The following is a 20244-nucleotide window of genomic DNA, read 5'->3' as shown; positions in this document are numbered from 1 at the left end:
TGAAATTGTATTAAATAAAAACGTTTAAAAGTACTAAAAATTGTTTAGACTGAAAGAGCTGTGCGTAATTTAACCGCAAAGTTCGCTAAGGTTTTACGCAAAGTACGCAAAGTTTTATCTGTTTAGATTTGTGTAAATCTGTGGGCTGAATAGGAGGCAAAGTTCTCAAAGCTGGGATTTGTTTTAACGCAAAGTTCGCTAAGGTTTTACGCAAAGAGCGCAAAGTTTTTTCTGTTTAGATTGTGTAAGTCTTTGTGGTGAATAGAAGGCAAAGTTCTCAAAGCTGGATCTTATTTTTAACCGTAAAATTTTACCTGTTTAAATTTGTGTAAATCTGTGGGCTAAAAATTCACAAAGCAGGAATCCAAATAATCCTTTTAATCTGTGGCAAAAAAAAACGAGCCAGATTCGGCTCGTTTATATATAAAGTATAAAATAAATTATACTAACTGTTTCAATGCAATTTCGAATGCTGTTGCACTGATATTTGTTTTTGATGAATTTAAAGCGTGTGCTTTTACAATTGCATTTTTTATAATTTCAGACGTATCGTTGAAAATAGCCTCATCTGTCATTTGAACTTTTTTCTCCATGAAATAAGCAAAAACTCTCGCCATTCCGCAGTTTGAAATAAAATCAGGGATTAAACTAACTTTATGATCCACTTCTTCCATAATAGAACCAAAGAAAATTTCTTTGTCAGCAAAAGGAACATTCGCTCCGCAAGAAATAACTTCTAATCCGTTTGCGATTAAGCTGTCAATTTGGTTTTGAGTAACCAATCTTGAAGCAGCGCAAGGTGTGAAAATTTCAGCACCAATGGTCCAGATTTTAGAATTGATTTCTTCAAACGGAATCATATTATCGGCAACTAATTTATTTCCGTCTTTATTTAAAAACAACGTTCTGATTTCTTCAAAAGAAAAACCATCTTCTTTAATTAATCCGCCGTCGCGATCAATAATTCCGATCACTTTTGCGCCCATTTCAGCTAAATAAAAAGCAGCTGCAGAACCAACGTTTCCAAAACCTTGTACGATTGCTTTTTTACCTTTAATGTCTCCGCCATAAGTTGCGTAGAAATGACGAACCGCTTCAGCAACGCCATAACCCGTAATCATATCAGCAACAGTATATTTTCTTGTAACGTCTGGTGAGAATTTTGGATTTTCGATAACCTTAATTACACCCTGACGTAATTGACCAATTCTATTAATTTTATCAGCTTCTGTAGGTTTAAAATGTCCGTTGAAAACACCTTCCTGCGGATGCCAGACACCACATTCCTCTGTCATTGGGATTACTTCGTGAATTTCATCAACATTTAAATCTCCTCCAGTTCCGTAGTAACTTTTTAATAATGGAGAAACCGCTTTGTACCAACGCTGTAAAACTCCTTTTTTGCGAGGATCATTCGGGTCAAAATTTATTCCAGATTTAGCGCCGCCAATTGCCGGGCCCGAAACAGAAAATTTAACTTCCATTGTTTTGGCAAGCGACAAAACTTCGTTCATGTCTAAGCCTTTTCTCATTCTTGTTCCTCCGCCGGCAGCTCCTCCGCGCAGCGAATTAATTACAGTCCATCCTTCAGCTTCTGTTTCAGAATCTTTCCAGTTAAAAACAATTTCAGGTGCTTTATTTTCAAATTGTTGTAATAAATCTTTCATTTTGTTGTGATATGTTTATTTTGTGTAAATGTATAAAATAGAATAATGCGAATAATGTATTTTGCATCAAATTTATTAAACAAAAAAGAAAAGCCGAAAACTATTCGGTTTTCGGCTTTTTGAATATGTAAAATTTTAAGGATTATATTCCTAATAAGTGTTTTTTCAAAGTTTCGTCAACTGGTTTATCAGAAAGCCAGATTCCGAATAATGCTTTTTTGAAATCAAATCCCTGAACTTTTCCTTTCAAAACTTCATTTTTAAAAACATTGATAGTTTGATCCAGCGGATTGTAAGCTAAAACGAACACATCTTTTTCAGTAATTGCGTCGCTTAAGTATGTTTTGAATTGTTCGATTCTTGGTCGTAATTGTTCCAGATTGCTTCCTGCCGATTTTTCGAAACCAACATTCATTGCTTTGGTTAATTTATTTGAAGAAACCATAGACGATGTAATTTCAATTCGAATCGCCATTTCAGTATCGCTGTCAATAATAAACTTTGGATCCTGGCTCAATTGCGATAAATACAAAGCCTGCACATAAACTTCTAACCACATTTTAGATCTGCCGCCAGCGCCGTTAAGCTGCAAAGTTTTGTTTTGATAATCTATCTTTCTAGGAACAGTAACGCCATTTACCTCTAAATGAGTCTGGGCAGAAACTGCTGAAAATTGTAAAGTTAAAAGGAGTGTAAGTACTAGTAAAATCTTTTTCATGCTCTGTCAATTATTTAATTTTAAGGCAAAAATAATGTTAATTTATCAATATTATTGCCTTTTTTTGGAAGTTTTTTTTTGGAAGTTTTTTATTTTTTTTACTCTATCGGTTTAGTAATCAAATTAGTAGGACTAACTTTACGTAGATTTACGCGCTTTAGGAAATGTTTAATCTTTTCTGCGGAGAAAATGGCTTAAAATTTACTTTTTTGAGGTTTTTAAATTGCATTTTTTCATCTTGTATTTTACAAAAAACGCTGCAAAATTATAGTCTGTTTGAAGCAAATCATAAATTATTACGAAAACGTTATCGTTATTCTTGTCGATCTATTAAATTTATATGCATGCATTGTAAAATCCGCATTTAAAAATTATCTTTGGAAGCCTTTTAACCATAAATTGGCTTTTCAAAAAAAACAAATAAAAAACCACGAAAACTGAATTCCAAATTCAGTTTAGAAAAAACAATAAAATAAAACTATGGATTTTAATCTTACCGAAGAACATTTGATGATTCAGCAAGCTGCAAGAGATTTTGCTCAAAATGAATTATTACCCGGAGTTATTGAACGCGACGAAAAACAAATTTTTCCAACCGAGCAGGTTAAAAAAATGGGTGAACTTGGGTTCATGGGAATGATGGTTGATCCAAAATACGGCGGAAGCGGACTTGATGCAATCTCGTATGTTATTGCAATGGAAGAAATTTCTAAAGTTGATGCTTCGGCTTCTGTAGTAATGTCTGTAAATAATTCTTTGGTTTGCTGGGGATTACAAGAGTTTGGTACAGAAGAACAAAAACAAAAATATTTACCGGGATTAGCTTCAGGTCAAATTCACGGAGCTTTCTGTTTAAGTGAGCCGGAAGCAGGAAGTGATGCAACTTCGCAAAAAACAACTGCGATTGATATGGGCGACCATTATTTGGTAAACGGAACAAAAAACTGGATTACAAACGGAAACACTGCTTCTGTATATTTAGTAATTGCACAAACGCATCCTGAATTAAAACATAAAGGAATCAATGCTTTGATCATGACGAAAGATATGCCAGGTTTTTCTGTTGGTCCAAAAGAACAAAAAATGGGAATTCGTGGTTCTGATACACACTCTTTAATGTTTAGTGATGTAAAAGTTCCGAAAGAAAACAGAATAGGTGAAGACGGTTTCGGATTTAAATTTGCTATGAAAACGCTTGCCGGAGGTAGAATTGGTATTGCTTCTCAGGCATTAGGAATTGCTTCTGGAGCTTATGAACTGGCTTTGAAATATTCTAAAGAGCGTAAAGCTTTTGGAACAGAAATCTGCAATCACCAGGCAATTGCTTTTAAATTGGCAGACATGGCGGTGAATATCGAAGCGGCGCGTCATTTATGTATGAAAGCGGCTTGGGATAAAGACCAGCATAAAAATTATGATGTGAGTGGTGCCATGGCAAAACTATTTGCTTCGCAAGTTGCAATGGACACAGCGGTTGAAGCAGTACAGATTCACGGAGGAAATGGTTACGTAAAAGAATACCATGTAGAGCGTTTTATGCGTGATGCAAAAATCACTCAGATTTACGAAGGAACTTCAGAGATTCAAAAAATAGTTATTTCAAGATCTGTTATTGCAGGATAATTTTTCTCTTAAATATATTCAAAACCCTTTCAGGCTTTCTGCTTCGAAAGGGTTTTTTGTTGTCCAGCTGAACTATAATTTGAACGCTGGTGACGCGGATTCGCTTCGCGAAAACACTGATAAAAACGGATTTTTTTATGTTAGGAAAATAAAAATCTGTGTCAATCCGCGTTTTCGCGAAGCGAATCTGTGTCATCCGCGTTCCTAAAACTTATAATTAGATTTATTGTTAAATTAATTACATTTACACCAACAGATTTAATTTTTATGTACGAAGAGTTAAAATATTGGTACTTGCGGGATCATAAATTGTTTAGAACGCTGAGCTATTCACAAATCAAGCAATTGTGTATTATTACCGGTTTTAAAAAAGCAGCAAAAGGAGAAATTATTTATTTTTCTTCTTCAGATGTACCCCGTATCTTTTTACTTAAAAAAGGGAATATAAAAATTGTTGCCATTGATGATGATGGCAATGAAACGATAAAAGACATTATTCAAAAAGGAGATTTATTTGGCGAATTGACTTTAGAAACAGATAATAAAGTCGAAGAATATGCAAAAGTACTTTCTGATGATGTTGTAATCTGCAGTTTTTTAATGTCTGATTTTGAAGATTTATTACTGCGAAATCCAACATTGGCTATTTCATATACCAAATTTGTTGGTTTAAAAATGAAGCGTGTTAAAAATAGTTATGCCAATTTAATTTCTAAAGATGCCAAAACGAGATTGTACCAATTCCTAAAAGACTGGGCAGAACAAGAAGGTGTTAGAAACGGAAACACGGTAGCAATTGAAAATTATTTAACCCAAAATGATATTGCTCAAATTATCTGTACTTCAAGACAGACCGCTACACAATTACTAAATGAAATGGAAACGAACCAGCTCATAAGTTATAACAGAAAAGAAATTATCATTCAGGATATTACCAAATTATAATTATTTTAAGCGAAGTGTAAATTAGCCGACATTTTGCTTTTTCATAGTACAATAATTTTACATCATCAAAAAGATGTAAAACCACTACACTATGAAAAAAATGCTTTTAATTTTTGTGGCAGCGCTAACCTCGGCTGCTCACGCACAAAGCGAGATTCCTAAATCTGCGCTCGATATTGCTCCATTATTGATAGGAGAAAAAATCCCGGAGTTTACTTTAAAAACTGCTGAAAATGCAGATGTAAACCTTTCAGAATTACTTAAAAAGAAAAAAACAGTTCTTGTTTTTTATCGCGGTGGCTGGTGCCCGTATTGCAATTTACATTTGCAGGCATTGGCTGGAGCCGAAAAACAAATCATCGACTTAGGTTATCAAATTATAGCCGTAAGTCCGGATTCTCCAGAAAATTTAAAAATCACAGAAGAAAAGGATAAAGTAAAATATGCTTTACTCTCTGACTCAAAAGGAGAATTGATAAAAGCCGTAGGAATTGCTTATCAGGTTCCGGAAAACTACAAATCAGTAATTAACGTACATTCTAAAGGAATCAATACCAGTTTACTGCCAGTTCCTTCTGTTTTTGTTGTTAATACTGAGGCCGATATCCTTTTTGAATATATCTCGCCAGATATTAAACAGCGCATTTCCACAGAATTATTAGTGTCAGTATTAAAAAACCTTAAATAAAACAAAGATGAAAAAGATAGTATTATTGTTATTGATTTTAGTTTCAGGCAGTTCATTTGCTCAAAATGATGCCAAAAGAGTTAGCCAGTATAATTTAGAAAATAAAACAGGGATTCAGGGTTATGATCCGGTTGGCTATTTTAATCAGGGAAAAGCAGTTAAAGGGAAAAAAGAAATTTCAACTTCATATCAGGGAGTGACTTATAATTTTTCATCAGTCGAAAATAAAAATGCGTTCTTGAAAAATCCATCAAAATATGAACCTCAATATGGCGGATGGTGTGCCTATGCAATGGGAAGTGCAGGTAAAAAAGTAGAAATTAATCCGGAGACTTTTAAAATTAGCGATGGAAAACTTTATCTGTTTTACAATGCTTATTTTAATAATACCCTGAAAAGCTGGAACCCGGATGAAGCGGAGTTAAAAGTGAAGGCCGATAACAATTGGAAAAAAATATACAAATAACCTGAAGCCATGAAAAAGGAAATTTTAATATGGATTTTGAGAATAACGGCTTCGGTAATTTTATTGCAAACCTTGTTTTTTAAATTCAGCGGAGCAGAAGAAAGTATTTATATTTTCTCGACTTTAGGCGTAGAACCTTACGGAAGAATTGGTTCTGCAATTGCCGAATTGATTGCTGCAATTTTGATTTTAATGCCTAAAACAACTTGGCTTGGCGCACTTGGCGCAGCCGGAATTATGATTGGCGCTATTTTGTCACATTTATTTGTTTTAGGAATTGAGATTCAAAACGACGGCGGGTTACTTTTTGCTTTAGCTGTTATTACATTATTATGCAGTTTAGGTTTGCTTTATTTCAATAAAAACAAATTGTTTAATCTTCTAAATTAAAAGTTATGTTACTAAAATCAATACGCCGCAGTTTAGATGAGTTAACGGATTTATTAAATCAATTATCTGATAAAGATTATTCAAAATCCTGCGAGGCTTTAAGCAATGCCACAATTGGCGAACACACAAGGCATATTCTGGAAATGTTTCAATGTCTTCAAAATGGCTATGAATCGGGAATTATAAATTATGATAACCGCGAGAGAAATATCAGAATTCAAACCGAAACCGAATTTGCAAAACAATGCATTATCGAAATTAAAGCAGGTTTGAAAAGCGAGAATAAAATAATGTTTCTGGAACATTTTATTGACGGACTTAATATGAGAATTCAAAGTAATTATTATAGAGAATTGCTTTATAATCTGGAACATTGCGTGCATCATCAGGCTTTAATAAAAGTAGCTGTACTGCAATTTGAAAATATTTTAGTAGATGAGAATTTTGGCGTAGCACGCTCGACTATCGAATATAGAAAACAATGTGTACAGTAAGTTTTATAAATAATAAAGGAGTTGCCATTATTACTTCAAACCGGGACGAAAAAGTAATTCGTCCCGGTGCTGTTGTGCCAAGAAATTACTGTCACAACGGTAAAAATATAATGTATCCAAAAGATTCAAAAGCTGGAGGAACCTGGTTTGCAATGGATGAAAACGGAACTGTTTTGGTTTTATTAAATGGCGGGATTACAAAACACATTCCTGTACTTCCGTATCGAAAAAGCCGTGGATTAATTGTTCTGGATATTATCGAAAAGGATTCACCAAAGGATTTTTGGAAAGAAATTGATCTCGATAATATCGAACCTTTTACGCTGGTTTTGTATCAGGAAAAAGTTTTGTACGAATTGATTTGGGACGGAAGCAGTAAGCGAACAACAAAGCTGGATGAAACTCAAAACCACATTTGGTCATCGGTTACTTTATATCCTGAGGAAATTAGAAAAGAACGTTCCAATTGGTTCTTTGAATTTGTAAAAGATAAAAAGGAAATCTCGGCCTTAGATATGCTGGATTTTCATAAAAATACGCACAGCGACGACACACAAAACGGTTTGATTATTAACAGAGAAGATACGATGAAAACCTTAAGCGTAACGCAAGTGGTGACAGAGCAAAATAAAGGTGCAATGAAATATTACGATTTAATAAAAACAGAAGATTTTTCAACCTCTTTTATTCGAATTTAAAATGTAAACCTATGAAACTATTTTTTCACAAAGTAACCAATTGGGAATATTGGCCCTTTCAGATTTTATACATTCCTATTTATTTTCTTTGGGCTTATTATGCTCTTAAAGCAAGGTCAATTTTCTTTTTTAATGCCTCCAATCCCAAAATTAAAAATGGCGGTTTTATTATGGAAAGCAAAAAACAGATTTACGATTTACTGCCTAAAAAACATTATCCCAAAACGATTTTAATTCGGGAGAAATCGGAGTTAAAAGACATCGTTAATTTATTGGTCGAAAAACAAATCTATTTTCCCTTAATCGCAAAACCAGATATTGGCTTGCGCGGTTCTGGCGTGAAAAAAATTAAAACCGTTTCTGAATTAACAGATTATGCTGATAAAGCAAATTTTGATTTTTTACTGCAGGATCTTATTCCGTTTGAAAAAGAAGTCGGCATTTTTTATGTACGCAGTCCGCTTCAAAAAAACGGAAAAATCACAGGAATTGTTTCTAAAGAATTTTTGATTGTAACCGGAGACGGAAAATCTACAATTGAAGATTTAATCAAACAAACGCCAAGGTTTGAACTTCAGTTTGAGGTTTTAAAAGAAGAATATGGGGAAGAACTGCAGCGAATTTTACCTAAAGATGAAACATTAAATTTAGTTCCGTTTGGCAATCATGCCCGCGGCGCAAAATTTCTTGACGGCAGCGATTGGATAACACCACAATTAACAAAGACAATTAATGAAATTGCAACTCAAATTCCGGGATTTTATTTCGGACGTTTTGATATTATGTACAACACTTTTGAGGAATTAGAACGAGGAGAAAATTTTCAAATTGTAGAACTTAACGGAGCCGCGAGCGAGCCTACACACATTTACGATCCCAAACATTCGGTATGGTTTGCCTGGAAAGAACTGGCGAGACATATTACGTATATGTATGAAATAAGTGTTGAAAACCATAAAATGGGAGTTCCTTATTTAGATTACAAAGTAGGAATGCGCGAATACAAACTGCATTTGGCGCAAAACAATAAAATCATGAATTTTTAAAAATGAAAAGTTTAAAAAATAGCTTAGTTGGATTTCTCGTGAGTTTTCTGGGATCAATTCCGTTAGGATATTTAAATCTTGTTGGATTAGAAATTTATACCAAATCAGGACTTCATGATTTAGTTTTCTTTTTATTTGGAGTTATTGTAGTAGAAACTTTTGTTATTTATTTCACATTACTTTTTGCTAAACAACTCACTAACAATAAAAAATTAATGAAGATTATTGATTTTTTTGCGATAGGATTTATGTTTGTTCTGGCCTTTGCTTTTTATTTCAATTTTAATCAGGAAACAAAATCAAATGGAATTTTACAGAACTATTTAATCTATTCTCCTTTTGTAATTGGGATTATTTTAAACTGTTTCAATTTTTTACAGCTTCCTTTTTGGGCGAGCTGGAATCTATATTTGCTTAACGGAAAGTACATTACCATCGAAAGAAAGTTAAAATATTATTATATTGCAGGAACTTTGATTGGTGTTTTTTTTGGGATGTTTAGTTTGATTGTAATTTTGCAGACTTTTTTTCAAAAAACAAATCATTTTTCAAAGTACATAATGCCGATTTTTATTCCAGTATTTTTTATAATTCTGGGAAGTATTCAGGTATTTAAAGTGTATAAAAAATATTTTAAATCAGCAGCTTTAGAAGTTTAAAAGCTAAAGTGCATCAAACTTTCGTTTATGAAAAAACTATACTTTCTTCTACCATTTGTTTTTATTGCCTGTAAAACGAGCACGCCGGTTGTAAGTGAAAAAGAATCTAAACAAGAATCAACTGAGATCACTTATAAAGTGGAAGAATCTGATGTTTCAGATTTTTTAAAATACCTTTCTTCAGATGAATTAGAAGGACGTGAAACGGGAACAAAAGGAATAGAAAAAGCAGCTGTTTTTTTAGAAGATTTCTTTAAAAAGAATAACGTAAAACCGTATTTCGCTTCTTATCGAGATACTTTGACTAATTTTAAATCTCCGGCTTTTAATATTGTTGGCGTTTTAGAAGGAACAGATCCGGTTCTTAAAAACGAATATGTTGTTTTAAGTGCGCACTACGATCATATCGGAATTGAAAAAAAGAAACAAGCAGACCAAATTTTTAATGGTGCCAATGATGATGCTTCGGGCGTAACTGCTGTGGCGCAATTGGCAAAATATTTCAGTAAAACCCATTCCAATAAAAGAAGTATTCTTTTTGTGTTTTTTGCCGGAGAAGAAAAAGGTCTTTTGGGATCAAAAAGTATGGCTCCGAAACTGAAAGCAAAGAACTTTAATTTATACACACAATTAAATATCGAAATGATTGGCGTTCCTATGAAACGTGATTATTTGGCTTACATTACAGGTTTTGATAAATCGAATATGGCCGAAAAAATAAATGAATATACCGGAAAAAAGACAATTGGTTTTTTACCAAAAGAAGCCGAATATAAACTGTTTTACAGATCTGATAATTATTCGTTTTTTGAAGCTTTCGGGAAACCGTGCCAATCGATAAGTACTTTTGATTTTGAAAATTTCGATTTTTATCACCACGTTTCAGATGAATTTAAAGTAATGGATATTCCGCACATGACGGCTTTTATTCAGGAGTTTTTACCTGCTGTAACTAAAATTGCTACAACACCAACCGAAGAAATTGTAATGAATAAATAACAGTTCGTTATTTTGGTTTGCTTATTTTTGCTGCATGAAAAATATTATTGTTACCGGAACGAGTAGAGGAATTGGATATGAATTAGCATTGCAGTTTGCCAATGCCGGAAATCAGGTTTTAGCGATTTCAAGAAAAATTCCACAAACATTATTAGAACATCAAAATATTACTTGCCTTTCGATTGATTTGGCAGATGAAATAGCATTGAATGAAGTTGATCATTTTCTTTCTTCAACATGGAAAAAAGTAGATGCTGTAGTTCATAATGCCGGAGCTTTGTTATTAAAGCCTTTTGCAGAAACCACACAAGCTGATTTTGAAAGTATTTATAAAGTAAATGTTTTTGCTGTAGCAAATCTTACCAGAGTTTGTCTGCCGTATTTACAAAAAGGAAGTCACGTTGTAACCATAAGTTCAATGGGCGGCGTAAGAGGAAGTTTAAAATTTGCAGGATTAGCGGCTTACAGTTCAAGCAAAGGAGCTCTAATTACTTTAACCGAATTATTAGCAGAAGAATATAAAGAGAAAGGTATTTCGTTTAATGTTCTAGCTTTGGGTTCGGTTCAAACTGAAATGCTAAATGAAGCTTTCCCGGGTTATCAGGCGCCAATTTCTGCTGAAGGAATGGCGACTTATATTTATGATTTTACATTAAATGGAAATAAATATTTTAATGGAAAAGTTTTAGAGGTTTCGTCAACTAATCCGTAATTGAAATTCCAATTTTTAAATTCCAAATTCCAATCGGAGGAAACTTATAATTCATAACTAATAATTAATAATTGACTTGAGCGATACATTAGCAAAATATATTCCGGAACATGCAGTAAAGCCTGTTTTTGATTTGATTGTAGCCAATCAGGTCCATCTTAAGATCGTAAATGAGCGTCAGACGCGTCATGGCGATTATAGGAGAGGGCCGAGCGGTAAACATGAAATTACGGTTAATGCGAGTTTAAATAAATACCGATTTTTGATTACATTGATTCATGAGATTTCACATTTAGTTGCTTTTGAAAAATTTGGCAGAAATATAAAACCGCACGGAAATGAATGGAAATATTCTTTTCAGCGTTTAATGGTTCCTTTTATAAGACCAGAAATATTTCCGAGTCATTTGCTGCCTTTATTGGCACGTCATTTTAAAAATCCTTCGGCAAGCAGTGATACAGACACGACTTTATCTTTGGCACTAAAACAATATGATTTAACCAATGATAAGAACTATGTTTTTGAAATTCCCTATGGAAGTGTCTTCCGAATCAAAAATGGTAAAATATTCAAGAAAATAGCCGTTAGAACCAAACGTTTTGAATGTCTCGAAATAAGTTCAGGAAAGACCTATCTATTTAACCCAAATGCTGAGGTTGAACTTTTGCCGGGTAATCATTAGAATATAAAAATTCCAATATATTAAATTCCAAATTCCAATTTTATTAAGATTGGGATTTGGAATTTTTTTATTGAGATTTCCCCAATTTTATTGAATTTCAAAAACGGTTAGTTTTACGTATATATAAGATATTCGATTTGTCTATATTTAGAAAATATTTCATTCTTATAAATAGATTATGATAAAAAAACTACTTAAGATTATTTTTGTTCTAATGTTTTCCAATTCAATTTATGCACAAGAAACCAATGAAAATCAAGTAAAAGAAAAATCGAATCCCATTATTTACGGTGAGTTTTTTGGAGGTTTTGTTGGAATGAAACATTTTGGTTTTGCCGGCGGCGGCGAATTAAATTATCAGTATAAAAAAAGTCTTTTTACTTTACGGTATTCGCATGAAACGGGATACGTTAAAAAAGATAGTGTTTTTGCTTTTAAAAATGTAGAAGATAATGACGAATATGCTGTTTTATATGGCAGAAGATGGTTAACAAATAGCCATTCTTTTAGTATTTCTGCCGGAATAAGTTCTAATAATTTAAAACTGGCTCACAAAGATTCTGACGATACTTACTATTATCAATATAAAAGATTTTATGGCGTTCCTTTTGAAGCTAACTTTAAGTGGTTTAAACCTAAAAGAAAATCCAATTTAATATTGAATGCAATAACGCCTAGTGTTGGACTTAAGGTATTTGGTTCTATTTCTAAAAATACTTTTGTTGGAGTGGGATTAATACTAGGTCTTGGACTTAATAAAGAATACAAAGAATACAAAGAATAAATTTTCAATAAACTCCAATAAAAAAAATCCAAATTCCAATTTTACTAAGATTGGAATTTGGAATTTAATATATTGAAATTTAAAAAGCTTTTAACCTTTCAAATAAGCTTCACGTACTTTTTTAAACAAGTTTGAAGAGTAAACAAATTTGACAATGTCTTTGTTGTCTGTTATGAATATTTCTTCTTTAGTTCCCTGCCACGCTTTTACACCTTTTTTAAGGAAAACGATATTCTCTCCAATTTCCATTACAGAGTTCATATCGTGCGTATTAATTACAGTTGTAATATTGTATTCTTCTGTAATTTCCTTAATCAAATTATCAATCAAAGTTGAGGTATTTGGATCAAGACCAGAGTTAGGTTCATCGCAAAATAAATACTTTGGATTATTTACAATCGCACGGGCAATCGCCACACGTTTCTGCATACCTCCAGAGATTTCAGAAGGAAGTTTTTTGTGTGCATCAACTAAGTTTACTCTTTCTAAAACAAAATCAACACGTTCTTTGATTTTTGCTTTATTATCATTGGTAAACATCTTTAAAGGGAAAGCGACATTTTCTTCAACAGTCATCGAATCAAATAAAGCACTTCCCTGAAATACCATTCCAATTTCAGTTCTTAATTCTCTTTTTTCATCTGGATCTAATTCAGAATAAACTCTTCCGTCAAATTCAATTGTTCCAGAATCCGGGGTATGAATTCCTAGTAAAGTTTTTAATAAAACAGTTTTTCCAGATCCACTTTGTCCAATAATCAAGTTGGTTTTTCCAGTTTCAAAAACCGTCGAAACGCCTTTTAAAACTTTACTGTCACCAAATGATTTTTCTATGTTTTTTACTTCGATCATTATCCTAATAATAATTGAGTTAATATATAATTAAAAAGAATAATACAAACCGATGTCCAAACAAATGACACCGTACTTGCTTTACCTACTTCTAATGCTCCACCTTTCATGTAATATCCGTGAAAAGATGGAATTGTAGCTAATAACATTGCAAAAATTAAAGTTTTAATGAAGGCATATGTAATGTGAAACGGAATAAATTCCATTTGAGCACCCTGAATAAAATCCTGACTGGTCGAAAATCCGCCGTATGCGCAAGCAAGCCATCCGCCAAAAATTCCCAAAAACATACTAATCCCAATTACAAAAGGGTACATTAATAAAGCTACTATTTTAGGAAAAACAAGATAGTTTAAGGAATTAACACCCATAACTTCTAAAGCATCAATTTGCTCTGTAACACGCATTGTTCCGATACTTGAAGTAATGTAAGATCCCATTTTTCCGGCCATAATTACCGAAATAAAAGTAGGGGCAAACTCCAGGATTACAGATTGACGTGTAGCAAAACCAATTAAATATTTTGGAATTAATGGATTAGTTAAGTTTAAAGCCGTTTGAATGGCAACAACTCCTCCAATAAAAAAAGATATAAAGCAAACAATTCCAAGAGAGTCGATTATTAAGTCATCGATTTCTTTGAAAATCAAATTTTTCATAACAGGCCATTTGGTCTGTTTATTGAAAATTTCTTTAAGCATTAAAAAATATCTTCCTATTTGGGATAAATAACGAATTAGCATCATAAGTTTTACAAATATTGGCTAAATTAAGGATTAGTTTACAGTTTACCGTTTCACTTTACAGTTTTTTAAGTTTTAAAAAACTAGAAAAGCTTTTGTTTCATTTTTTGTAAACGGTAATTTCTAATAAATTTAGCTTGTTCAGAGGTAACTAATAAAGGAGTTTTAGCTTTTTTAGCTTTCAAAAATCCTTTGATATAATCTAAAAAGAGGAAAGGTTTTTTCTTCATCATTGCCAGTTTTGCCGAAGCAATTGCCGTGATCCAAAAACCATAACCTAAAGTATAAAAAGCTTCGCCTTGTTTATAACGAGCCGTTTTGTTGTAATTAGCGCCTGTTGGTTTTAAATGTTTTACGTGTAAAGATTCGTCGGTAACTATTTTCCAATCGTAGTATTTACAAAGTAATTCATCAACCGTGTCCCAGCCCATTGCAGGTTTTAAACCGCCAATTTGTTGATATGTTTCTTTTCTATATGCTTTTAAAGCACCACGTATATGATCTTTGTCGGTTAGATTTTCAAGAACCCATTCGCCGTTTTTGTCGATATAACAAAATCCGCCAACCATTCCAATTTTAGGATCAGATTCGAAATGTTTAATTATAGTTTCAAAATAATTAGGAGGAAAAATTAAATCGCCGTCTATCTTTACAATAATATCGTAATCCTGATCCAAAGTTTCAAAACCTTTTTGGAAAGCCTGAATTACTTTACTCCCCGGAAGGTGAATCGCATCTGAAGTTTTGTTAACAACAGAAATGAAAGGATTTTCCTTTGCAAAACTCAAAACAACTTCTTCTGTTTTATCAGTAGAATTGTCATTTACAACCACAACTTTTGATGGCAAAACAGTCTGTGAAACCAATGATTGTAAAGTCAGGCCAATTAAATCTTGCTCGTTGTGCGCGGGAATGACGATATAGTACTTCATGTGAAAAATTTTAGATTTTAGATTTTAGATTTTAGATTGTGTGAAAGTCATCTATAAATCAAAAATCAAAAATCGTTAATCTGCAATCTTAGTTCTTGACTTTTTCAGCAACAACAAGATAGTATCTTGGAGTGAAATATCTCAATAGAGGTCTCAACCCAAACTTTTTTACTGGGTGTGTAAACTGTAAACGGTCTGTTATTTTCCATCCCGTTTTTTCTAAAAGCCAGTCTAACTGCCAGTCTTCAAATTCATGATAATGTCTGTCCCACATATCAGTTTTTGAGCGATATGCCGGTGAAAACCATAAACGTAACGGAATTGAAATTAGCAATTTATCACATTTTACATTTTCTAAAATCGTGTATGGATTTAGCAAATGTTCGAAAATTTCAAATGCCGTGAAAACAGTATAATCTTCTGTTTGCAAAGCCGTTTGATCGTTGTCTAAATCTTCGCCTTTTGTATTTTTTACAGTATACCCATTTTCTTCCATTATTTTAGAAAACGGATTTGGAACACCAAAATCAAAAATGGTTTCTGATGTGCTAACGTGCTTTTGTAAAAACTCTAAGGTAAGTTTGAATCTTTTATTCGGAAACGTTTTTTCGTACATTTTTTATTTTTTATCAGCAAAGGCGCAAATATACTAAAAAAGTCCGCACTATTAAGATGCGGACTTTTTTAGTTTTCAGTCTCAGTCACAGTTTACAGTCTGTTAAACTGAATACTGTGACTGTAAACTGAGACTAGTGTCTATAAACAAAAGCATTGATATTCATCCCTGCTCCTACAGAAGCAAAAATGATAACATCACCTTTGTTGATTTCTTGATTTTCAATTTTTCCTTGCAGAATTAAATCGTATAAAGTTGGAACCGTTGCAACACTGCTGTTTCCTAAATCATGAATGCTCATAGGCATAATAGCTGCAGGAGCCGTTTTATCGTATAATTTGTAGAAACGTTCGATAATCGCTTCGTCCATTTTTTCGTTTGCCTGATGAATCAGGATTTTTTTCACATCGTCGATGGCAATTCCGCTTTGATCCAAACAGCTTTTCATTGCTAATGGAACATTGCTCAAAGCAAACTCGTAAATTTTACGACCGTACATTTTGATGTATTTAATATCCGGATCTAAATCTGGATTGTATGATTTTCCGAAGAAAAGATAATTTGCTTCATCATTAGCATAAGTAGCACTTTCATAAGATAAAAGACCAGATTCGTCAGTTGAAGCTTCTAAGATAGAAACTCCGGCTCCATCAGAATAAATCATCGAATCGCGATCGTGATCATCAACAACTCTTGAAAGCGTTTCTGCACCAATTACCATAACTCTTTTTGCCATTCCAGATTTGATAAAAGCATTAGCTTGTAAAACACCTTCAATCCAGCCCGGACATCCAAACAGAATATCATAAGCTACACATTTAGGATTTTTAATACCTAATTTGTTTTTAACTCGAGTCGCTAAACTTGGTAAAATATCAGTTTGATGCGTTCCGGTTTTTACATCGCCAAAGTTGTGGGCAAAAATAATGTAGTCTAAAGTTTCGGCATCGATTTTTGCATTTGCAATTGCTTTTTCAGCTGCAAAAAAAGCTAAATCTGATGCTGTATATTGAGGTTCGGCATAACGGCGATTTTCAATTCCGGTAATCCCTTTAAATTTTTTTATTACGACTTCATTCGGGTAACCAAAAGGGGTTCCATCTTCATTCAAAAAAATATGCTTGTCAAAATCTGTGTTTTTTACTTCTAAATTAGGAATATAACTCCCAATGCCAATAATTTTTATTTTCATTTTTCCCTTAATTATCCGATAAATTTCCTGCTAAAGTATAAATAAAAAGATGATAACTATCATAAAAAATACTATGCATGCATATAATTATGAAATAACTATTTTTTGAATGATATAATGGTTATTTTCTAATGATTTTTTAATTTTTCCGAGATTTCAAACGATTGAAGTGAAAGTCGTAGTAAAAGTTTTTTTTGTTTCAGGTTTCAAGTTTCAGGTTTCACGTTACGTTGGAACCTGAAACTTGAAACCTGAAACTTGAAATTTCAAATAAAAAACAAAACCCGACAGGTTTTAAAAACTTGTCGGGTTTGAATATGTATAAGAAAACTTATTTCTTAGTTTTCCATGTAAGCTTCGATAGGAGCACAGCTGCAAACTAAGTTTCTGTCACCGTAAGCATCATCTACACGACGAACTGATGGCCAGAATTTATTGTCAGCGATATATTCTAATGGATAAGCCGCTTTTTCTCTGGTATAAGGAAAATCCCAAGCATCTGTAGTTAACATTGCCAATGTGTGAGGTGCATTTTTCAATACATTGTTTTTATCATCAGCAGTTGCAGCTTCAATTTCTTTTCTAATTGAAATAAGAGCATCACAAAAACGATCTAATTCTGCTAAATCTTCAGATTCAGTTGGTTCGATCATTAAAGTTCCTGCTACAGGGAAAGAAACCGTAGGAGCGTGGAAACCATAATCCATTAAACGTTTTGCGATATCACCAACTTCAATTCCGTTTTCTTTAAACGAACGACAATCTAAAATCATTTCGTGAGCTGCTCTTCCGCATTCTCCAGTATAAAGAATTGGGTAGTGACCTTCGAAACGAGATTTCATGTAGTTAGCATTCAAGATTGCATGCTCTGTAGCACTTTTTAATCCTTCAGCTCCCATCATTGTGATGTACCCATAAGAAATTAAACATACTAAAGCAGATCCGTAAGGTGCAGATGAAATAGCTGTAATGGCTTGTTCGCCGCCTACTTTTAAGATTGGGTTTGTTGGCAAGAACGGAACTAATTTTTCGTTCACACAAATTGGTCCAACTCCAGGTCCACCGCCGCCGTGAGGAATAGCGAATGTTTTGTGTAAGTTTAAGTGACAAACGTCAGCACCAATTGTAGCAGGATTTGTTAATCCAACTTGTGCGTTCATGTTTGCACCATCCATATATACTAATCCGCCGTTGTCGTGGATTAATTTTGTGATTTCGATAATTGAAGATTCGAAAACTCCGTGAGTCGAAGGATAAGTTACCATTAAACAAGACAAATCATCTTTGTGTTCAATCGCTTTTTCTCTTAAATCTTCTACGTCAATATTTCCTTCCGGAGTAGTTTTAGTAACGATAATTTTCATTCCCGCCATCGCTGCAGAAGCAGGATTTGTTCCGTGAGCCGATGAAGGAATCAAACATACATTACGGTGACCTTCGTTTCTTGATAAATGGTAAGCACGAATCGCCATTAAACCTGCATATTCCCCCTGAGCTCCAGAGTTTGGCTGTAATGTTGTTCCGGCAAATCCGGTAATTACATTTAATTGCTGCTCAAGTTTTTTAAGCATTGTGATGTAACCTTCAGCTTGCTCAACTGGTGCAAATGGGTGAATGCTGTTCCAGTTTGGCATTGAAAGAGGCAGCATTTCTGAAGCTGCGTTTAATTTCATCGTACAAGAACCTAATGAAATCATCGAATGATTCAACGATAAATCTTTACGCTCTAATTTTTTGATATAACGCATTAACTGACTTTCTGAATGATGATTATTGAAAACATCATGTGTCAAGAAAGATGAAGTTCTTTCTAATGAAGCCGGTAATTGACTTGCTTCTGTTAATTCAGAAACAGTGAAAGTTTCTTTTCCTAAAGCCTCAGCAAAAATCGCAATAATTTGGTTGATGTCTGTAATTGAAGTTGTTTCGTTTAACGAAATCGAAACTGAGTCAGCATCAGGATAGAAGAAGTTTACTTCGTTTTTCTCAGCAACTACTTTTACTTTTTGAGCATCTGCTTTTACCAAAATAGTGTCGAAGAAAGCTGTATTGGTTTGGAAAACTCCTAATTTATTTAAAGCTTCGGCAGTTGTAACTGCAGATGCGTGAACTTTGTTTGCAATGTATTTTAACCCTTCTGGTCCGTGGTAAACTGCATACATTCCGGCCATAACTGCTAATAAAACCTGAGCTGTACAAATATTTGAAGTAGCTTTTTCACGTTTAATATGCTGCTCACGAGTTCCTAAAGCCATACGTAAAGCTCGGTTTCCGTTAACGTCGATCGAAACTCCAATGATACGACCTGGCATAGATCGTTTGTATTCGTCTTTAGTTGCAAAAAATGCAGCGTGAGGACCACCGTAACCCATTGGTACACCAAAACGTTGTGTAGTTCCAACCACTACCGCAGCTCCCATTTCTCCCGGAGAAGTTAAAGCAGCCAATGATAAAATATCAGCAGCAAATGCAACTTTGATTTCATTTTCTTTTGCTTTAGTAACAAAAGCGCTGTAATCATTTACCTGACCATATTTTCCTGGGTATTGTAAAATAGCTCCAAAAAATTCATTTGAAAAATCAAATGTTTCGTGGTTTCCAACAACTAATTCAATTCCAATAGGAGTTGAACGTGTTTGTAAAACTGATAAAGTCTGAGGTAAAATTTCTTCAGAAACGAAGAATTTATGTGTATTGTTTTTCTTTTGATCTCTCGTACGAACATCAAATAATAACGCCATAGCTTCTGCAGCAGCAGTACCTTCATCAAGTAAAGAAGCGTTTGCAATTTCCATTCCTGTTAATTCGATAACAGTAGTCTGGAAATTTAAAATAGCTTCAAGACGACCTTGAGCAATTTCTGCCTGATAAGGCGTGTAAGCTGTATACCATCCCGGGTTTTCGAAGATATTTCTTTGAATTGGCGCAGGAACGATAGTTGGATGATAACCCAAACCAATATATGATTTGAATACTTTATTTTTCTTTCCTAATTCCTGAATATGATTTGCAAATTCATACTCTGTCATTGCAGGATCCAAATTCAAAGGCGCTTTTAAACGAATATCGTCCGGAAGGGTTTCATAAACAAGTTGTTCGATCGAGTCAACACCAATGGTTTGTAACATGTGTTGAAGATCTGTTTCTCTTGGACCAATGTGTCTTAAAGCAAAAGCATCTGTTTTCATCTGTAGCAGTCTATTTTTTTAAAGATCAAAAGTAATTTGCCGAGTGTTTCTATACGATTTTACAAGGTTTATTACAATTTATAGTAAATGTGTTGTTTTTTTGTGGCGCAAAATTAAGTATTATTAATAATTTAATGGGTATTTTTAACT

21 protein-coding genes are annotated in these 20244 nt (G+C 33.5%); 13 read left to right on the top strand and 8 right to left on the bottom strand.

The features are described 5' to 3' along the window. Positions 1 to 440: 440 nt before the first annotated feature. Positions 441 to 1667 (bottom strand): Glu/Leu/Phe/Val dehydrogenase dimerization domain-containing protein, encoded by a 1227-nt coding sequence (locus NLJ00_RS02565; RefSeq protein WP_256636121.1) that lies wholly within the window; start codon positions 1665 to 1667, stop codon positions 441 to 443. Positions 1668 to 1809: 142 nt separating this feature from the next. Further along, positions 1810 to 2385, bottom strand: coding sequence for a chalcone isomerase family protein (locus NLJ00_RS02560; protein ID WP_053470767.1), 576 nt, complete (start codon positions 2383 to 2385; stop codon positions 1810 to 1812). A 480-nt stretch (positions 2386 to 2865) separates the two neighbouring features. Between NLJ00_RS02560 and NLJ00_RS02555 the strand changes: the two genes are divergently transcribed. The 13 genes from NLJ00_RS02555 (at position 2866) to NLJ00_RS02495 (ending at position 12571) form a co-directional block, all read left to right on the top strand. Next, positions 2866 to 4008, top strand: coding sequence for an acyl-CoA dehydrogenase (locus NLJ00_RS02555; RefSeq protein ID WP_053470769.1), 1143 nt, complete (start codon positions 2866 to 2868; stop codon positions 4006 to 4008). Between the two features lie 267 nt (positions 4009 to 4275). After that, positions 4276 to 4953 (top strand): Crp/Fnr family transcriptional regulator, encoded by a 678-nt coding sequence (locus NLJ00_RS02550; protein WP_256636120.1) that lies wholly within the window; start codon positions 4276 to 4278, stop codon positions 4951 to 4953. Between the two features lie 91 nt (positions 4954 to 5044). Further along, on the top strand, positions 5045 to 5641 hold the full coding sequence (locus tag NLJ00_RS02545; protein WP_256636119.1) for a peroxiredoxin-like family protein: 597 nt from the start codon (positions 5045 to 5047) through the stop codon (positions 5639 to 5641). Positions 5642 to 5648: 7 nt separating this feature from the next. Then, positions 5649 to 6107: a YHS domain-containing (seleno)protein gene (locus NLJ00_RS02540; RefSeq protein WP_256636118.1), complete on the top strand. Its 459-nt coding sequence runs from the start codon at positions 5649 to 5651 to the stop codon at positions 6105 to 6107. A 9-nt stretch (positions 6108 to 6116) separates the two neighbouring features. After that, complete coding sequence (locus NLJ00_RS02535) at positions 6117 to 6497, top strand: DoxX family membrane protein (RefSeq protein ID WP_256636117.1); 381 nt, start codon at positions 6117 to 6119, stop codon at positions 6495 to 6497. A 5-nt stretch (positions 6498 to 6502) separates the two neighbouring features. Then, complete coding sequence (locus NLJ00_RS02530) at positions 6503 to 6991, top strand: DinB family protein (protein WP_256636116.1); 489 nt, start codon at positions 6503 to 6505, stop codon at positions 6989 to 6991. Next, positions 6979 to 7689 (top strand): NRDE family protein, encoded by a 711-nt coding sequence (locus tag NLJ00_RS02525; protein ID WP_256636115.1) that lies wholly within the window; start codon positions 6979 to 6981, stop codon positions 7687 to 7689. Before NLJ00_RS02530 ends, NLJ00_RS02525 begins: the two co-directional genes overlap by 13 nt. A gap of 11 nt (positions 7690 to 7700) precedes the next feature. Beyond that, complete coding sequence (locus tag NLJ00_RS02520) at positions 7701 to 8735, top strand: ATP-grasp domain-containing protein (RefSeq protein WP_256636114.1); 1035 nt, start codon at positions 7701 to 7703, stop codon at positions 8733 to 8735. A 2-nt stretch (positions 8736 to 8737) separates the two neighbouring features. Next, positions 8738 to 9394 (top strand): hypothetical protein, encoded by a 657-nt coding sequence (locus NLJ00_RS02515; RefSeq protein WP_256636113.1) that lies wholly within the window; start codon positions 8738 to 8740, stop codon positions 9392 to 9394. A 27-nt stretch (positions 9395 to 9421) separates the two neighbouring features. After that, positions 9422 to 10393 (top strand): M28 family peptidase, encoded by a 972-nt coding sequence (locus NLJ00_RS02510; protein ID WP_256636112.1) that lies wholly within the window; start codon positions 9422 to 9424, stop codon positions 10391 to 10393. Positions 10394 to 10427: 34 nt separating this feature from the next. After that, positions 10428 to 11105, top strand: a complete 678-nt coding sequence (locus NLJ00_RS02505; RefSeq protein ID WP_256636111.1) for an SDR family NAD(P)-dependent oxidoreductase — start codon at positions 10428 to 10430, stop codon at positions 11103 to 11105. A gap of 76 nt (positions 11106 to 11181) precedes the next feature. Continuing rightward, positions 11182 to 11787 carry a SprT-like domain-containing protein gene (locus NLJ00_RS02500; protein WP_256636110.1) on the top strand — a complete coding sequence of 202 codons (606 nt, stop codon included), beginning with the start codon at positions 11182 to 11184 and terminating at the stop codon, positions 11785 to 11787. Between the two features lie 178 nt (positions 11788 to 11965). Beyond that, positions 11966 to 12571 carry a hypothetical protein gene (locus NLJ00_RS02495; RefSeq protein ID WP_256636109.1) on the top strand — a complete coding sequence of 202 codons (606 nt, stop codon included), beginning with the start codon at positions 11966 to 11968 and terminating at the stop codon, positions 12569 to 12571. 90 nt (positions 12572 to 12661) lie between these two features. Here the strand turns inward: NLJ00_RS02495 and NLJ00_RS02490 are convergent, their stop codons facing one another. The 6 genes from NLJ00_RS02490 to gcvP form a co-directional block, all read right to left on the bottom strand. Next, positions 12662 to 13423: an ABC transporter ATP-binding protein gene (locus tag NLJ00_RS02490; RefSeq protein ID WP_053470781.1), complete on the bottom strand. Its 762-nt coding sequence runs from the start codon at positions 13421 to 13423 to the stop codon at positions 12662 to 12664. Further along, the gene (locus NLJ00_RS02485; RefSeq protein WP_053470782.1) at positions 13423 to 14169 is read right to left on the bottom strand and encodes an MlaE family ABC transporter permease; all 747 of its coding nucleotides are present in this window, start codon (positions 14167 to 14169) and stop codon (positions 13423 to 13425) included. Before NLJ00_RS02485 ends, NLJ00_RS02490 begins: the two co-directional genes overlap by 1 nt. A gap of 80 nt (positions 14170 to 14249) precedes the next feature. Next, entirely contained in the window at positions 14250 to 15098 is an 849-nt protein-coding gene (locus NLJ00_RS02480; protein WP_256636108.1) for a glycosyltransferase, read from the bottom strand. An 88-nt stretch (positions 15099 to 15186) separates the two neighbouring features. Next, positions 15187 to 15714, bottom strand: coding sequence for a methyltransferase (locus NLJ00_RS02475; RefSeq protein WP_053470784.1), 528 nt, complete (start codon positions 15712 to 15714; stop codon positions 15187 to 15189). A 133-nt stretch (positions 15715 to 15847) separates the two neighbouring features. Next, entirely contained in the window at positions 15848 to 16906 is a 1059-nt protein-coding gene (locus tag NLJ00_RS02470) for a 3-oxoacyl-ACP synthase III family protein (RefSeq protein WP_053470785.1), read from the bottom strand. A gap of 338 nt (positions 16907 to 17244) precedes the next feature. Beyond that, positions 17245 to 20094: an aminomethyl-transferring glycine dehydrogenase gene (gene gcvP / locus NLJ00_RS02465; RefSeq protein WP_256636107.1), complete on the bottom strand. Its 2850-nt coding sequence runs from the start codon at positions 20092 to 20094 to the stop codon at positions 17245 to 17247. Positions 20095 to 20244 lie beyond the last annotated feature (150 nt).

It is taken from the genome of Flavobacterium panici (assembly GCF_024499525.1).
GTDB classification, from domain to species: Bacteria; Bacteroidota; Bacteroidia; order Flavobacteriales; family Flavobacteriaceae; genus Flavobacterium; species Flavobacterium panici.
The sequence above is the reverse complement of the archived record's forward strand: the minus strand, read 5'-3'. Positions and strand labels throughout refer to the sequence as shown.

Bases quoted from the DNA above. Each gene is read 5' to 3' on its own strand.
- NLJ00_RS02495 (WP_256636109.1), top strand. From the start codon at position 11,966: ATGATAAAAAAACTACTTAAGATTATTTTTGTTCTAATGTTTTCCAAT.
- NLJ00_RS02520 (WP_256636114.1), top strand. From the start codon at position 7,701: ATGAAACTATTTTTTCACAAAGTAACCAATTGGGAATATTGGCCCTTT.
- NLJ00_RS02565 (WP_256636121.1), bottom strand. From the start codon at position 1,667: ATGAAAGATTTATTACAACAATTTGAAAATAAAGCACCTGAAATTGTT.
- NLJ00_RS02550 (WP_256636120.1), top strand. From the start codon at position 4,276: ATGTACGAAGAGTTAAAATATTGGTACTTGCGGGATCATAAATTGTTT.
- NLJ00_RS02475 (WP_053470784.1), bottom strand. From the start codon at position 15,714: ATGTACGAAAAAACGTTTCCGAATAAAAGATTCAAACTTACCTTAGAG.
- NLJ00_RS02480 (WP_256636108.1), bottom strand. From the start codon at position 15,098: ATGAAGTACTATATCGTCATTCCCGCGCACAACGAGCAAGATTTAATT.
- NLJ00_RS02535 (WP_256636117.1), top strand. From the start codon at position 6,117: ATGAAAAAGGAAATTTTAATATGGATTTTGAGAATAACGGCTTCGGTA.
- NLJ00_RS02470 (WP_053470785.1), bottom strand. From the start codon at position 16,906: ATGAAAATAAAAATTATTGGCATTGGGAGTTATATTCCTAATTTAGAA.
- NLJ00_RS02510 (WP_256636112.1), top strand. From the start codon at position 9,422: ATGAAAAAACTATACTTTCTTCTACCATTTGTTTTTATTGCCTGTAAA.
- NLJ00_RS02485 (WP_053470782.1), bottom strand. From the start codon at position 14,169: ATGATGCTAATTCGTTATTTATCCCAAATAGGAAGATATTTTTTAATG.
- NLJ00_RS02545 (WP_256636119.1), top strand. From the start codon at position 5,045: ATGAAAAAAATGCTTTTAATTTTTGTGGCAGCGCTAACCTCGGCTGCT.
- NLJ00_RS02515 (WP_256636113.1), top strand. From the start codon at position 8,738: ATGAAAAGTTTAAAAAATAGCTTAGTTGGATTTCTCGTGAGTTTTCTG.
- NLJ00_RS02530 (WP_256636116.1), top strand. From the start codon at position 6,503: ATGTTACTAAAATCAATACGCCGCAGTTTAGATGAGTTAACGGATTTA.
- NLJ00_RS02525 (WP_256636115.1), top strand. From the start codon at position 6,979: ATGTGTACAGTAAGTTTTATAAATAATAAAGGAGTTGCCATTATTACT.
- gcvP (WP_256636107.1), bottom strand. From the start codon at position 20,094: ATGAAAACAGATGCTTTTGCTTTAAGACACATTGGTCCAAGAGAAACA.
- NLJ00_RS02540 (WP_256636118.1), top strand. From the start codon at position 5,649: ATGAAAAAGATAGTATTATTGTTATTGATTTTAGTTTCAGGCAGTTCA.
- NLJ00_RS02490 (WP_053470781.1), bottom strand. From the start codon at position 13,423: ATGATCGAAGTAAAAAACATAGAAAAATCATTTGGTGACAGTAAAGTT.
- NLJ00_RS02560 (WP_053470767.1), bottom strand. From the start codon at position 2,385: ATGAAAAAGATTTTACTAGTACTTACACTCCTTTTAACTTTACAATTT.
- NLJ00_RS02555 (WP_053470769.1), top strand. From the start codon at position 2,866: ATGGATTTTAATCTTACCGAAGAACATTTGATGATTCAGCAAGCTGCA.
- NLJ00_RS02505 (WP_256636111.1), top strand. From the start codon at position 10,428: ATGAAAAATATTATTGTTACCGGAACGAGTAGAGGAATTGGATATGAA.